The following is a 13,093-nucleotide window of genomic DNA, read 5'->3' on the forward strand; positions in this document are numbered from 1 at the left end:
CCCCTTGCCCTGGGCACGCCGCCGATCGCCGAGCGGCGGCGCGTCCAGGGCCCATCCCCCGTGTCAGAAGGCGGCCTTGGACAGCCAGCGCTTGAGGAGGTCGGAGTCGCCGTACACGGTCAGCGCCTCGGGCGAGCGCCGGCCGTAGAGCATGAGCAGCAGGTCCTGGGCCGTCCCCTGGACTGCGCAGTCGCCCTTGGTGTGCCCGCGCGCCCAGTCGACCGTCCCGGCCGGGCCCTGGGTGATGGTCCACTCGCCGTCGGCGTCGTTCGCGTGGAGGTGGATCGTGGCCCCCTCCGCCTCGAGCTCCGCCAGCGACCGGGTCACCCAGGTCGCGTACGGCAGGTTGTGCAGGAATTCCTCGATGCCGTCGATCGCGACCTCGGCCGGGACGACCGGGTCGATGCCGAGCGCGAGCTCCGCGTCGACCCGGTGGATCACCAGCTCGAAGAGCATCCGGCGGGGCCACCACGACGCCTGCCGGTCCGGGCCCCACGTCCACACCGCCAGCGTGGGGTCGGTGTCGCCGAGCGTGCCGAGCAGCTCGGCCGCCCCGGCGGTCAGCCAGGCCGCGTCGCCGCTCTGCCCCTCGGCCAGCCCGCTGGGCACCTGGCGCGACCAGATCCGCTCCTGGACCTGGTTGCGCAGCACGTGCACCGCCCAGCGGTGCGTCTGGCCGACGTGCGTGATCAGCTCGGCGAGTGTCCATCCCGGGCACGTGGGCACCGGGACGGACAGGTCCGTGGCCAGGGCCGCCAGGCGGGCGGTCTCGGCGTCGATGAGCGAGTCGTATGTCACAGGCCCCACCCTAGGCCGCCGGGCAGGTCGCGCCCTTCTGCGGGAGCTTGCCCTCGATCAGGAACGAGTCCACGAGCTCCAGCACGCACTTGCTGCCCGACAGGTAGGCGCCGTGCCCCTCGCCCTCGTACGTCACCAGCCTGGCGGTCTTGAGCTGGGCCGTCAGCTTGGGCGCCCACTCGTACGGCGTGGCCGGGTCGCCCTTGCCGCCGATCACGACGATCGGCGCCGAGCCGGTGGCGTTCACGTGCCGCGCCTGATCGCTGCCCTTGGCCGGCCAGACCCGGCACAGCCCGCCGGACCCCTCGCTGCCGAACAGCGGCGAGATCTTCATGGCGGCCGCCTCGGTGCGGCGCAGCTCGGCCTCGCTGGGCCGCTCGGAGGTGTCCACGCAGGTGATGGCGGGGAAGCTGGTCATCTGCGTGGAGTATTTGCCGTCCTGGGAGCGGCCCGTGTAGGAGTCGGCCAGGTAGAGCAGCGCCTCGCCGCGCCCCTTGATCGCCTCCGAGAGCGCCTGCTCCAGGAAGGGCCAGGTCAGCTCCGAGTACAGCGCCGCCGCCACGCCCGTGGCGGCCAGGCCCTGGGTGAGCTCGCGGGTGCCGACCTTCAGCGGCTGGGTGGTGAGCTGGTTCAGCAGCTTGTCCACGTTCGCGTTGGCGGTCTCCTGGTCCTTGCCGAAGTCGCACTTGTTCTTGACGCACGAGCGCAGGAAGCTCTCGTACGCCTTCTGGAACCCGCGCGTCTGCACCAGCGTGCGCTGCTCGAACGTCACCGTCGGGTCGAGCGGCGCGTCGAGCACCATGCGGCCGACCTTCTTCGGGAACTCGGTGGCGTACACGGCGCCGAGCTGCGTGCCGTATGACATGCCGACGTAGTTGAGCTTGGGGTCGCCGACCGCCTCGCGGATCCGGTCCATGTCGCGGGCGGCGTTCACGGTGCCGATGTACGGGAGGATCTTGCCGGAGTGCTGCTGGCAGAGGGCGGCGAACTGCTTGTTGGCCGCCGCGGTCTCCTGGTGGGTCTGGCTGTCGGACGGCAGCGTGTCCAGCGCGGTGAACCTGTCCATCTCCACGGTGTCGCCGCAGCGCACGCCGGAGCTGCGCTCCACGCCGCGCGGGTCGAAGCTGATCAGGTCGTATCGGGCGCGCAGCCCCGTGAGCGCCTTGGCGGCCTGGTCGAGCGTGTCGACGCCGGAGGCGCCGGGGCCGCCGAAGTTGAAGACCATCGAGCCCAGCCGGTCCTTGCCGGTGGTGGGCAGTTTGATGAGCGCCAGGTCCAGCTTCTCGCCGTCGGGCTTGTTGTAGTCCAGGGGAACGGCCAGCTTCCCGCACCGTACCGAACTGTCCTGGCTGGCCGGTTGCTCACCGCCGGGACGCTTGATGTCGGTGCACGGCCCCCAGCTGATCGTGCCGGTGTCCGCCGTCGACTGCGTGGCGGGCTCGGCCGGCACGGTGGAACAACCGGCGACGACCGGGATGAGCAGGGCGGCTAGGACGCGTCGCATAAACAGACTTCTCCCTCGTCTCTCAGGGGGAAGTAGTGCCCACAATACGTGACGCCGCACCATACCTGGGTGAGGCGGCACGTACCCCTCCTGAACGTGCCGCCTCACAGGCCGAACGCCGCGGGCGGCGAAAATGACGGCGCCCCCGCGAGAAGTACTTCGCGGGAGCGCCGCTCCTGGATGACTCAGACGCCCATCGATTGGGTGTCGTTGCTCTCCGCGCCGCCCGCCTCGGTGACGCCGTTCTTGAGGTGGTAGCGGGCGATCGCCTCGCGCAACACCTCGCCGTCGAGCTCGCCCCGCTTGACCAGGCTGGTCAGCACGGCCAGCGTGATCGAGGCGGCGTCGACGTGGAAGTGTCGGCGCAGCGCCGAGCGGGTGTCGGACAGGCCGAACCCGTCGGTGCCCAGCGAGGACCAGTCACCCGGCACCCACTGCGCGATCTGGTCCTGCACGGCCTTCATGTAGTCGCTGACGCCCACGAAGGGGCCCTGCGCCTGGGAGAGCGCCTGGGTCACGTACGGGACGCGCTGCTCGGTGTCGGGGTTGAGCAGGTTGTGCTCCTCGCAGGCCAGCGCGTCGCGGCGCAGCTCGGACCACGACGTCGCCGACCACACGGCGGCCGAGACGCCCCAGTCCTCGGCCAGCAGCCGCTGCGCCTCCATCGCCCACGGGCCCGCCACGCCGGAGGACAGGATGTTGGCCTTCGGGCCCTGGGTCTGCGGCCCGTCGGCGAACTTGTACAGGCCCTTGAGCAGGCCCTGCACGTCGAGGTCGGCCGGCTGGGCGGGCTGCAGGTAGGGCTCGTTGTAGACGGTCAGGTAGTAGAAGACGTCCTCCGGCTGGTCGCCGTACATCCTCCGCAGGCCGTCCTTGACGATGTGGGCCACCTCGAACGCCCACGACGGGTCGTAGGAGATCGCGGCCGGGTTGGTGGAGGCGATGAGCGGCGTGTGGCCGTCCTCGTGCTGCAGGCCCTCACCGTTGAGCGTGGTGCGGCCCGCGGTGGCGCCGAGCAGGAAGCCGCGGCCCATCTGGTCGCCCATCTGCCACATCTGGTCGCCGGTGCGCTGCCACCCGAACATCGAGTAGAAGATGTAGATCGGGATCATGTGCTCGCCGTGCGTGGCGTAGGCGCTGCCCGCCGCGATGGCCGAGGCCATCGAGCCCGACTCGCTGATGCCCTCGTGCAGGATCTGGCCCTGCGTGGCCTCCTTGTACGACAGCAGCAGCTCCCTGTCGACGGCCTCGTACGTCTGGCCGTGCGGGGAGTAGATCTTGGCCGTCGGGAACATGGCGTCGAGACCGAACGTGCGCGCCTCGTCCGGGATGATCGGCACGAACCGGTGGCCGATCTCCTTGTCGCGCATGAGGTCCTTGAGCAGCCGTACGAACGCCATCGTGGTGGCGACCTGCTGCTTGCCCGAGCCCTTGGCGAAGCCGCCGTAGACCTCGTCGGCGGGCAGCTTGACCGGCTTGGCGCGCATGACGCGCTTGGGCAGCACGCCGCCGAGCGCCGCGCGGCGCTCCTTCATGTACTGGATCTCGGGGTCGTTCTCGCCCGGGTGGAAGTACGGGGGCAGCTCGCCCTCCAGCGCGGAGTCCGGGATCGGCAGGTAGAGCCGGTCGCGGAACTCCTTCAGCTCGGCCTTGGTGAGCTTCTTCATCTGGTGGGTGGCGTTGCGCGCCTCGAAGTCCTTGCCCAGCGTCCAGCCCTTGATGGTCTGGGCGAGGATCACGGTCGGCTGGCCGACGTGCTCGCGGGCCGCCTTGAACGCCGCGTAGACCTTGCGGTAGTCGTGGCCGCCGCGCGACAGCTTGCGGATGTCGTCGTCGGTCAGGTGCTCGACCATCTTGCGCAGGCGCGGGTCACCGGCGAAGAAGTGCTCGCGGATGTACTCACCGGACTCGACCGAGTAGGTCTGGAACTGGCCGTCGGGCGTGGTGTTCATCTGGTTGACCAGCACGCCGTCGACGTCGGCCGCCAGCAGCGGGTCCCAGTCGCGGCCCCACACGACCTTGATGACGTTCCAGCCGGCGCCGCGGAAGTACGACTCCAGCTCCTGGATGATCTTGCCGTTGCCGCGTACGGGACCGTCGAGCCGCTGCAGGTTGCAGTTGATCACGAACGTGAGGTTGTCGAGCTCCTCGCGGGCCGCCAGGCCGATCGCGCCGAGCGACTCGGGCTCGTCCATCTCGCCGTCGCCCAGGAACGCCCACACGTGGCTGCGGCTGGTGTCCTTGATCTGCCGGTTGAGCAGATAGCGGTTGAACCGCGCCTGGTAGATCGCGCCGATCGGGCCGAGACCCATGGAGACCGTCGGGAACTCCCAGAAGTCCGGCATGAGGCGCGGGTGGGGGTAGGAGGGCAGGCCGTGGAAGCCGTGCGACAGCTCCTGGCGGAACGCGTCGAGCTGGGCCTCGTTGAGGCGGCCCTCGAGGAAGGCGCGGGCGTAGATGCCCGGCGCGGCATGCCCCTGGAAGAAGACCTGGTCGCCCGACTCGCCGTGATCCTTGCCGCGGAAGAAGTGGTTGAAGCCCACTTCGTAGAGGGAGGCCGCGGAGGCGTAGGTGGCGATGTGGCCGCCGACGTTGGTGCGGGCGTTGGCCCTGGACACCATGATGGCCGCGTTCCAGCGGATGTAGGCGCGGATGCGGCGCTCGACGTGCTCGTCACCGGGGAACCAGGGCTCGCGCTCCGGCGGGATCGTGTTGATGTAGTCGGTGCTCCGCAAACCCGGCACCCCGACCTGGTGCTCGCGGGCCCGCTCCAGCATGCGCAGCATGAGGTAGCGGGCTCTGGTGCGGCCTTCGGTCTTGACGACGTTGTCGAGAGACTCGAGCCACTCGTTGGTCTCGCTGGGGTCGACATCAGGCAGCTGGCTGGGTAGGCCGTCGCTGATGATCGAGAATCGCTGGCGTCCGGAAGCCACTGGGTCTCGCCTTCCGAGGATGACTGATGTCTGGTCTGGGTCGCCTTCCATCCTGGTCGCTAGCCGTAGAAAACGCATCTCTACTGACCGGTAACCAGTGGTGTCCCTGCTGGCAGAGACAGATCAGATGGCCTAGACCACCGATGGTAGGACGAATCGCCACCAAAGGTTACATCCCGGGAGCAATTTAACAAGACAGGAAAACGAACGAAATTTCGCTCGAATGTCTCTGGACTCCTGGTCCCCGCACCCTCCACTCTCCCCCGAAGGAAGGGGGTTCTCACCCCACGAGGCGCGGCGTGACGGGCGAGTCTAGCGGCCATCCTCCCGGCCCGGCTCCGACGGGGGCCGTCCGGCGGAGGGTCGGCCGGGGGCGCATCGCCGCTGATCATGCCCCTTGTCGCCACTTGCGACCCGCATCGCCTCTCGCGACTTGTGACGCCCCTCACCGCCCATGGGGTCATGCCACCTCTTCTTCTCCATGACGCCCCCCAGACCCGCATGCCCTAAAGATCCCTCGCCTCCCTCTCATCCCGGCACCCCTGCCACCCCCAAGGCCCACCACCATCTCGAGGCCCCCTCCGCCTCCCCACGGCCTCCGAACTCCCTCCACGCCTTGCCCGTTCGCCACCCGGCCTGGGCACCGCCGCCTCATCGCAGCGTAACGTTTCGGTCATTTTTCTCCGCCCCTCTGGAGGGGGAGCAAAACTTGCGAATCACCCTTTTCGGACGGTCTCCCGCGTACCAATGTGGGATATATGAATGCTGCAGTAGGAGACCGGCTCCTGGTGCACGGACATGCCGTTGGCGAAGGGGACCGGAGTGGTGTGATTGTGGAGGTCCAGGGCCTCGAAGGCGGACCTCCCTACATGGTGCGCTTCGACGACGGGCACACCGGTCTGGTGTTTCCCGGCCCGGACGCCGTCGTGGTGCATAAGTAAGATTTCCCTGTGAGATCTGAAATCATCTCCGTGGCCACAGGGTCACGAGAGACAGTGCACGACATCACCGCTGAATGCGCTGATTTCGTGCGCAGGCAGGGCGAAGACGGGCTGTTGCATATCTTTGTGCCCCATGCGACCGCCGGTGTAGCCCTGCTCGAGTTGGGCTCGCGCAGCGACGACGACTTGCTCGCCGCGCTGCGCGACCTGTTGCCGCCCGACGACCGCTGGCGTCACGCCCACGGCTCGCCCGGTCACGGACGGTCACATGTCATGCCCGCGCTGATCCCGCCATATGCCACGGTCCCCGTGCTGGGCGGGCGTCTGGCACTCGGTACGTGGCAGTCGATCGCACTCGTCGACCTGAACGTCGACAACCGGCAACGCCAGGTTCGCCTGTCGTTTTTGTCGGATTGATTCTGGCCGACTACGGCCGTACCCGTGGCGACCGTTGACGACTGAGGGTCACAGCGTGTGGACTGTGCCGAAGCGATAAACCGCATAAGCGGGGCCACTCAAGCAGGAGGGATAAACGTGAGCGCGACCGCGGGTCAGGCGCAGGGCGAGCGCGGCCTGGCCGAACGGCTCGGCCTCAAGCCGGGTCAGGTGGTGCAGGAGATCGGTTGGGACGAGGACGTCGACGACGAGCTTCGCGACTCCATCGAGAACCTGACCGGCAACGAGCTGCTGGACGAAGAGAGCGACGACGTCGTAGACGTGGTGCTGATGTGGTGGCGCGACGGCGACGGAGACCTCTTCGACGCCCTCAGCGACGCCATGCGAGCACTCGCCGACGGCGGCCGGATCTGGCTGCTGACTCCCAAGGCCGGACGCGACGGCCACGTGGAGCCGAGCGACATCGGGGAGGATGCCGCTACCGCGGGTCTCTCACAGACCAGCAGCATCTCCGCCGCACCGGACTGGTCCGGGACCAGGCTCGTCACGCCCAAGGGCAAACGGTAGGGAGTCCGAGCGCCTTCCGTACGGCAGGATGAAGCCGTGAACGCACATCCTGCCGAGGTCGGCGCCCTGGCTCCGGATTTCGAGCTGCAGGACCAGCACGGCACCCCGGTGAGCCTGTCTCAGTTCCGGGGCACGAAGGTCGTGCTGGTCTTCTACCCGCTTGCCTTCAGCGGGATCTGTCACGGTGAGCTGTCCGCGCTGCGCGACCAGCCGCTCGACGGGGCACAACTGCTGACCGTGTCCGTCGACTCCCTGTTCACGCACCGTGCGTGGGCCGATCGCGAGGGTTACACGTTTCCGCTGCTCTCCGATTTCTGGCCACACGGACAGGTCGCGCGGGCGTACGGTGTGTTCGATGAGGCGAAGGGGTTCGCTCTTCGGGGGACCTTCATCATCGACGGCAAGGGTGTGATCCGGTGGTCGGTGGTCAATCCGACCTCCGCCGCACGCGACATCGCCGACTACATCAAGGCACTCGCCGACATTTCTTGACCTCGGAGGGAACGATGCCCTGCTACCGATGCGGGGCCCGGCAGACCGACCCGGTGCGCGGCGCCAGCCCGTGGCAGCGCGGGGTGCGCCGCGAAACGCAGGTGTTGATCTGCCCGGACTGTCAGCGGCTGCACGACCTCGACCTCGACTCGTGCGCGGCCTGCGGGTCGGTCGCGCTGATATGCCGGCTGGGCGAGGTGGAGTGCCGGTCCTGCGGCGACGTACGGCTGGCGCGCTCGGACGCGCTCGCGGGCTCTCCCGTCTCCCCACCGTCCTCACCTCCCGGCCTCTCGGCGGAGGTGGAAGCGGCCCTCAACCGCGTCCTGGGCCGCACCTGAGCCCCAGGACCGGACCCGAACGCACGGAGCCCTGAGCCGGACGCAGAGGCACGCACGGGGGCCTGGACGGGGACACGGGAGCCTTCACAGCGCCGTGAGCCGCTCTGAGCCCTCGGCAGGCTGCCCTGAGACCTGGGACCCGAATCCTGGATCCCTCGGCACAGGGCAGGACTCGGGCAGGGCTTGGCCGGGCGGAGGTCCAAGCTACGCCCGGCCAAGCCGGGTCCAAGCCCCGCTCCGCCCCGCCAAGCCGGATCCGAGCCGCGGGAATCCCTGCAGCGAATCCCTGCAGCGAACCCCGCGGGCGAAGAGACTCTTTCCAGACATTTGCTGAGCTGCGCTATCGTCTCCTCCGTGTCCGAGATGACTCCGAGCGTGAGCGAGAGCCCGAACCCGAGTGTGAGCGTGAGCCCGAACCCGGCTCCGAGCTCGTTCGTCGTCGCGCTCGACGTTGGCGGCACGTCCATGAAGGGCGGCCTGGTCAGCGACTCCGGTGTGGTGCTGCTGAGCGAGCGGCGCCCGACCCCCCGGGCGGAGGGCCCGGAGGCGGTCGTGTCCGCCATCTCCGACTTCATCAGTCACCTGGCCTCCTCGGGTGACGGCACCCCGGCCGGCGTAGGCCTGGCGGTCCCCGGCCTGGTCTCCGACAACGCCGCCGTCTACGCCGCGAACCTGGGCTGGCGCGACGTCCCCGCCACCAGCTTCACCACCCTGGACATCCCCGTCCTGCTCGGACACGACGTACGCACCGGCGGCCTCGCGGAGAGCATCCTCGGCGCGGGCCGGGGCCTGTCCGACTTCCTCTTCCTCCCCATCGGCACGGGGATCGCGGGCGCCTCGATCATCCGCGGCGAACCGTACGGCGGCTCCTCCGGCTGGGCCGGCGAGATCGGCCACACCCCGGTCTTCCCGGACGGGGAAGAGTGCGCGTGCGGCCAGTTCGGCTGCCTGGAGACGTACGCCTCGGCCGCCTCGGTGGGCCGCCGCTACAGCCAGCGCGCCGGCCTGGAGGGCGTCAAGGCGGAGCAGGTGGTCTCCTCCGACGACCCGATCGCCGTAGAGGTCTGGGACGAGGCCGTGGAGGCCCTGTCGCTGGCCCTGGCCACGTACACGCTCCTGCTGGACCCCACGGTGATCGTCCTCGGCGGCGGCCTCGCCGAAGCGGGCCCGGCCCTCTTCGACCCGGTACGCACTCGCCTCGTCAAACGCCTGGCCTTCCGCGAGGCACCCCCACTGGTGCCGGCCGCACTCGGGGTCGACGCGGGCATGCTCGGAGCCGCCCTCCTGGGCTGGCGCGCCGCAGGCCGCCCCGAACTGGGCCCGGGCTGGACAGTGGATGTGCGATCGGGCCCCGTGGTGTCGTAAGGTGTAGTGCCGATCAGGGGCGGTTAGCTCAGCGGTAGAGCACTCGCCTTACAAGCGAGGGGTCACTGGTTCGAACCCAGTACCGCCCACCTGCGACAAGAGCCCCGTCTCCGACCATGGAAACGGGGCTTCGTCCCATTAACCGGTGCGACAGAGCCCATTCGAAGATCCATTGGAGTTGTTCGCGATCTTCGCGTCGGCGATCCTGCGGTCAGCCTTGGCCGTGATGCGCTGATAGATCAGCGCTGCCCGAACCAAGTCATGCCTATGCGCAGTATGAGATCTTTGGGACTCGCGCCGGCGCTCGCCGCGATCGCGTTGCCGGCGAGCGCCATGCCGCCGCCAGGTTGCTTCACGAAAAGCCGCATACTGGCGCCATGTCGACCATGACAGCAAGACTCGACCGACTGCGAGCCATCGAAACCGGCCGACCCGTACACCTGCATAAGTTCTACCGACGCAACAAGCGGTTCCTCGTCTTCGGCGCCGAACGACACCAGTACCGCAACACCCCGCTCGACCCGACCTCGGTCCTGGCCCTAGAAGACGATCTCGGTGTCCAATTACCACCCGCGTACCGGGAGTTCCTGCTCCGGATCGGCCCCGGCGCGGGCCCCTACTACGGCGTCTGGGGACCGCAGGAGATCGTAAAAGAGACCGAGGGTGATCCTGCCAAACCCTTCCCGCTCACCCGTCGCGACGCCGAGGAGACCTACAACGCCTGGTACGCATGGGTCCAGGAACCAGAGCCCGACTCCGGTGGCGGCCCCAGCATCGAAGCCCCCTACCCCACACCTGGCTGCATCTTCATCGGCACCCAGGGCTGCTCCAGTGTCACCGCGTTGGTGACCGCAGGAGAGCTGACGGGCACGGTTTGGGATGTCTGGCTCGACGAAAGTGCCTGGCGACCGGCCACGGCCGCCCCCGCCAGCTTGGAGAGCGAGCTCTATGACCTGGCCGCACCGACGTATCTCGGTCCAACGCCCACCTTCGACGCTTGGTACGAGGCATGGCTCACACGCGCCGATGTCGAACTGTCACCTCCAGGAGAAACCTCCTGAGCGGTGCCGCATCATCACGCAAGCCCCGTTACGCGCGAGCGCTCCCGTTGGTTGCTGACGCCGAGGCATGCCACCACACGTGATGCGTCGGGAGACAGGAAGAGCTGAAAGTTGTAGGCGGACTCGGTGCTCTTGACGATGCCGAGGAGGAGGTGCTGAAGTCCGCAGGTGCCAAGCCGCGCGATCGCCTCGTCAAAGCCAAGGGACGGGTTCCCCATCCGGCGGGCAAGACGAGCGCGACGCCGGTAAGTCCTAGTCAGGGACAGCGCCTCGACCGGGTCCTGCCACACCTCGAAGGACGCTCCAGCCGTGAGCGCCCGTCGGCAAGCACGGCCTGCTTCCCCTGCATTGTCGAGGAGTTGAACGAGCGTCTCTCTGTCCACGAAGGCAGCGTACGCACAGCGGGGTCTCCCGGTGCCATGCGATATACGTGCAATGATCATGAAGACATCGGCATGCAGGTACCGCTCCGTCCCAGGTAAATAGCCATGCCCCCGCGGTAACGGTCACGAGCTATAGAACCGCCGGCAGTTCGCCCCGTGCGGGTGGATCGCCCGTAGGGGCGCCGGGTTCGCTTCCGTGCCGTCTGCATGCCGCAAGGCCGTGCCATACCGTGCCAAATCCCACAAGCGGCTCCTTACGAGCGAGGGGTCACCGGTTCGAACCCAGCACCCGCCACCTGCATGAGCACCCTGTCATCGATCTTGAGAACGGCGTCTGGGTGACTAAGAGGTCGCGCCGCAAGGTGATGGCGTGGTTCGGGGCGCTTGGTCCAGCGGCGGGTGATCCAGGCTCGGCGGATCAGCTACGGATCGCGATGACGGCGTCGGCGAAGTCGAAGAACGCATCGACGATGGCCGTTGGGCGTTCATGGCAGCGGGCGAGTCCTTCGCCGACGCCGACCTGCCACGCGTAGCGCCCGTCACTTCCCCACGAGGCCAGTCGCAGCGGCGATCCGACCCAGGGTCCGGCGCAGGGCCGCCACCTCGGCGGGGTCGATGGCGCTCAGCAGTTCCTCGTCGTTCTGCCGCGCCAGCAAGAGCGTCTGGTGCCGCAGATCCTGGCCGGTCGGTGTCAGCTCGATGAGCTGCCGTCGACGGTCTGCGGTGTCCCGTACTCGTCGTACGGCATCGAGCTTCTCAAGTTCGTCGAGCATGTCGACGACCACACTCGCGGTCACCCCGACGGCCTTGGCCAGCTCCAGCTGCGCCCGGGGCCCGTCGGCCAGGAGCTCAAGGACCGCACAATGCCGCGGCCGCAGGCCGAGCGGGGCCAAGCGATCCGCGAACTGCCCGTTCGCCTCCTGGCCCAGCTTGCCCAACAGGAAACCCACCGTGTTGATCAACGACTCTTCCGCCATCACACCACCAATGCTAGCCTAGCCATATGATTCGGCATCCGAAAGATATGGCTCCCTCATTAAATGTCCGTCGATTCGGCGCACTTGTCGTGCTCCTCACCGTGGTCACATCCGGCTACTTCGCAGTGTCCAGCCTGGCGGACCCGGGCGGGCTGGTGCCTGGAGGCGATCAGGCCGCCCCCAGGACCTATGCCGCCTACATGGCGGCCCGCAGCGTGGTGCTGCTCGGCGGAATGGTCTGGTTGCTGGCCCGACACGCGTGGCGTTCCCTCGGGTTGCTCCTCGCATTGAACGGCGCGGTCCAGATCGGCGATGCGGCGATCGGCGCTGCGCACCATCAGGTCCCTCAGACGATCGGGCCCCTGGTGTTCGCCGTCGCCCTGCTGACAGCCGCTCGGCTGCTCACCGGCCGCAATCCGACCCGGGGACGGATCCGACCGACCTCACGGTGAGACCGGCCACCGAAGCGATGCCATCCGCTTGAAGGCCTCGTCCGCCCAAGGAAGATCGACCAGAGAGCCGGCAGGCCGCCCACCCGTATGAAAACCCTGGCTTCGGCCTTGGAAAACCACGGAAGGTCCGGGTCACCGGGGCCGGGAGCCCTTCCCTTTGCGGCGGGCCGGTACGGCGCGACGGCCGGAGCCGGTCTTCGCGGGTTTCTGGGCCTGGCGCTGTGCCGGTTTCTCCGCAGGGGCGGCAGGGGTACGGCCCCGCGAGCTGTTCACTGTCCGGCCGCGGACGATACCGATGAAGTCTTCCACCAGGTCGGTGGTCGCGTCCGTGGGCCAGGCCAGCGCGACCTGGGACTGCGGCGCTTCCAGCACCGGCCGGTAAGTGAGGTCCCTGCGGTGATAGAGGCGTGCCAGCGACTGCGGAACCAGGAGCAGCCCGGCGCCGGCCGCTACCAGCTCGATCGCTTCCGCGGTCGTGGCCGGGCGGGTGAACGCGGGCCGCCCGGGGCGGACCGTCCACTCGATGGTGTCGTCCAGGGGATGGAGCACCTCGTCGTCGGCCAGGTCGGCGATGGTCACCTCGTCGGCGGCGGCCACCGCGTGGTCCTTGGGCACCACGACCACCGTGGTCTCCACGTAGAGCGGAATCACGCTGAGCCCGTCCCGGTCGACCGGCAGCCTGACGAATCCGGCGTCGGCGCCGCCGTCCCGAAGGAGACCCACCACCTCGGCCGCGGGAACAGTGGCCAGGGTGATCGGCACGTCGGGCAGCCTCTCGGACCAGATGTTGACCCATTTCGCGGGTGTCACCCCGGGCACGTACGCCAGCCGGAACGCCTTGGTCTCCCCATCAGTCACGTCCTCAGGGTATCGATGTCATGGAAAC

At 68.4% G+C, this 13,093-nt stretch carries 15 protein-coding genes and 1 tRNA gene; 9 read left to right on the forward strand and 7 right to left on the reverse strand.

The window, feature by feature from the left end; translation table 11 throughout:
- Positions 1 to 63: 63 nt before the first annotated feature.
- From AB0J87_RS17060 to aceE, 3 genes are all read right to left on the reverse strand, one after another.
- Positions 64 to 798 carry a maleylpyruvate isomerase family mycothiol-dependent enzyme gene (locus AB0J87_RS17060; RefSeq protein WP_363966161.1) on the reverse strand — a complete coding sequence of 245 codons (735 nt, stop codon included), beginning with the start codon at positions 796 to 798 and terminating at the stop codon, positions 64 to 66.
- Positions 799 to 808: 10 nt separating this feature from the next.
- Complete coding sequence (locus AB0J87_RS17065) at positions 809 to 2,302, reverse strand: alpha/beta hydrolase (RefSeq protein ID WP_363966163.1); 1,494 nt, start codon at positions 2,300 to 2,302, stop codon at positions 809 to 811.
- Between the two features lie 185 nt (positions 2,303 to 2,487).
- Positions 2,488 to 5,235 (reverse strand): pyruvate dehydrogenase (acetyl-transferring), homodimeric type, encoded by a 2,748-nt coding sequence (gene aceE / locus AB0J87_RS17070; RefSeq protein ID WP_357730319.1) that lies wholly within the window; start codon positions 5,233 to 5,235, stop codon positions 2,488 to 2,490.
- 758 nt (positions 5,236 to 5,993) lie between these two features.
- On the opposite strand from aceE, the gene AB0J87_RS17075 reads away from it, so the two are divergent.
- From AB0J87_RS17075 to AB0J87_RS17105, 7 genes are all read left to right on the forward strand, one after another.
- Positions 5,994 to 6,176: a DUF1918 domain-containing protein gene (locus AB0J87_RS17075; RefSeq protein ID WP_350723120.1), complete on the forward strand. Its 183-nt coding sequence runs from the start codon at positions 5,994 to 5,996 to the stop codon at positions 6,174 to 6,176.
- Positions 6,177 to 6,185: 9 nt separating this feature from the next.
- Entirely contained in the window at positions 6,186 to 6,593 is a 408-nt protein-coding gene (locus AB0J87_RS17080; RefSeq protein ID WP_355194151.1) for a secondary thiamine-phosphate synthase enzyme YjbQ, read from the forward strand.
- A gap of 117 nt (positions 6,594 to 6,710) precedes the next feature.
- Positions 6,711 to 7,139, forward strand: coding sequence for a DUF3052 domain-containing protein (locus AB0J87_RS17085; protein ID WP_355194150.1), 429 nt, complete (start codon positions 6,711 to 6,713; stop codon positions 7,137 to 7,139).
- A gap of 36 nt (positions 7,140 to 7,175) precedes the next feature.
- Positions 7,176 to 7,631, forward strand: a complete 456-nt coding sequence (locus AB0J87_RS17090) for a peroxiredoxin (protein ID WP_363966166.1) — start codon at positions 7,176 to 7,178, stop codon at positions 7,629 to 7,631.
- A gap of 14 nt (positions 7,632 to 7,645) precedes the next feature.
- Positions 7,646 to 7,969: a hypothetical protein gene (locus AB0J87_RS17095; RefSeq protein ID WP_350723127.1), complete on the forward strand. Its 324-nt coding sequence runs from the start codon at positions 7,646 to 7,648 to the stop codon at positions 7,967 to 7,969.
- 363 nt (positions 7,970 to 8,332) lie between these two features.
- On the forward strand, positions 8,333 to 9,334 hold the full coding sequence (locus AB0J87_RS17100) for an ROK family protein (RefSeq protein WP_350723248.1): 1,002 nt from the start codon (positions 8,333 to 8,335) through the stop codon (positions 9,332 to 9,334).
- A gap of 17 nt (positions 9,335 to 9,351) precedes the next feature.
- Positions 9,352 to 9,423, forward strand: a tRNA-Val gene (locus AB0J87_RS17105).
- Between the two features lie 150 nt (positions 9,424 to 9,573).
- On the opposite strand, the gene AB0J87_RS17110 is transcribed toward AB0J87_RS17105, so the two are convergent.
- A complete protein-coding gene (locus AB0J87_RS17110; protein WP_363966169.1) occupies positions 9,574 to 9,702 on the reverse strand; it encodes a hypothetical protein in 129 nt (42 codons plus the stop codon).
- A gap of 9 nt (positions 9,703 to 9,711) precedes the next feature.
- On the opposite strand from AB0J87_RS17110, the gene AB0J87_RS17115 reads away from it, so the two are divergent.
- Positions 9,712 to 10,395, forward strand: coding sequence for an SMI1/KNR4 family protein (locus tag AB0J87_RS17115; protein WP_363966171.1), 684 nt, complete (start codon positions 9,712 to 9,714; stop codon positions 10,393 to 10,395).
- A 14-nt stretch (positions 10,396 to 10,409) separates the two neighbouring features.
- Here the strand turns inward: AB0J87_RS17115 and AB0J87_RS17120 are convergent, their stop codons facing one another.
- Both AB0J87_RS17120 and AB0J87_RS17125 read right to left on the reverse strand, forming a co-directional pair.
- Positions 10,410 to 10,778, reverse strand: a complete 369-nt coding sequence (locus tag AB0J87_RS17120) for a hypothetical protein (RefSeq protein ID WP_363966173.1) — start codon at positions 10,776 to 10,778, stop codon at positions 10,410 to 10,412.
- 539 nt (positions 10,779 to 11,317) lie between these two features.
- Positions 11,318 to 11,755 (reverse strand): MarR family transcriptional regulator, encoded by a 438-nt coding sequence (locus tag AB0J87_RS17125; protein WP_363966618.1) that lies wholly within the window; start codon positions 11,753 to 11,755, stop codon positions 11,318 to 11,320.
- A 26-nt stretch (positions 11,756 to 11,781) separates the two neighbouring features.
- On the opposite strand from AB0J87_RS17125, the gene AB0J87_RS17130 reads away from it, so the two are divergent.
- Positions 11,782 to 12,207 (forward strand): hypothetical protein, encoded by a 426-nt coding sequence (locus tag AB0J87_RS17130; protein WP_363966174.1) that lies wholly within the window; start codon positions 11,782 to 11,784, stop codon positions 12,205 to 12,207.
- Between the two features lie 132 nt (positions 12,208 to 12,339).
- Here the strand turns inward: AB0J87_RS17130 and AB0J87_RS17135 are convergent, their stop codons facing one another.
- Positions 12,340 to 13,065, reverse strand: a complete 726-nt coding sequence (locus AB0J87_RS17135; protein ID WP_363966176.1) for a LysR family substrate-binding domain-containing protein — start codon at positions 13,063 to 13,065, stop codon at positions 12,340 to 12,342.
- Positions 13,066 to 13,093: the final 28 nt, after the last annotated feature.

Source organism: Nonomuraea sp. NPDC049625 (assembly GCF_040675285.1).
GTDB lineage: Bacteria > Actinomycetota > Actinomycetes > Streptosporangiales > Streptosporangiaceae > Nonomuraea > Nonomuraea angiospora_A.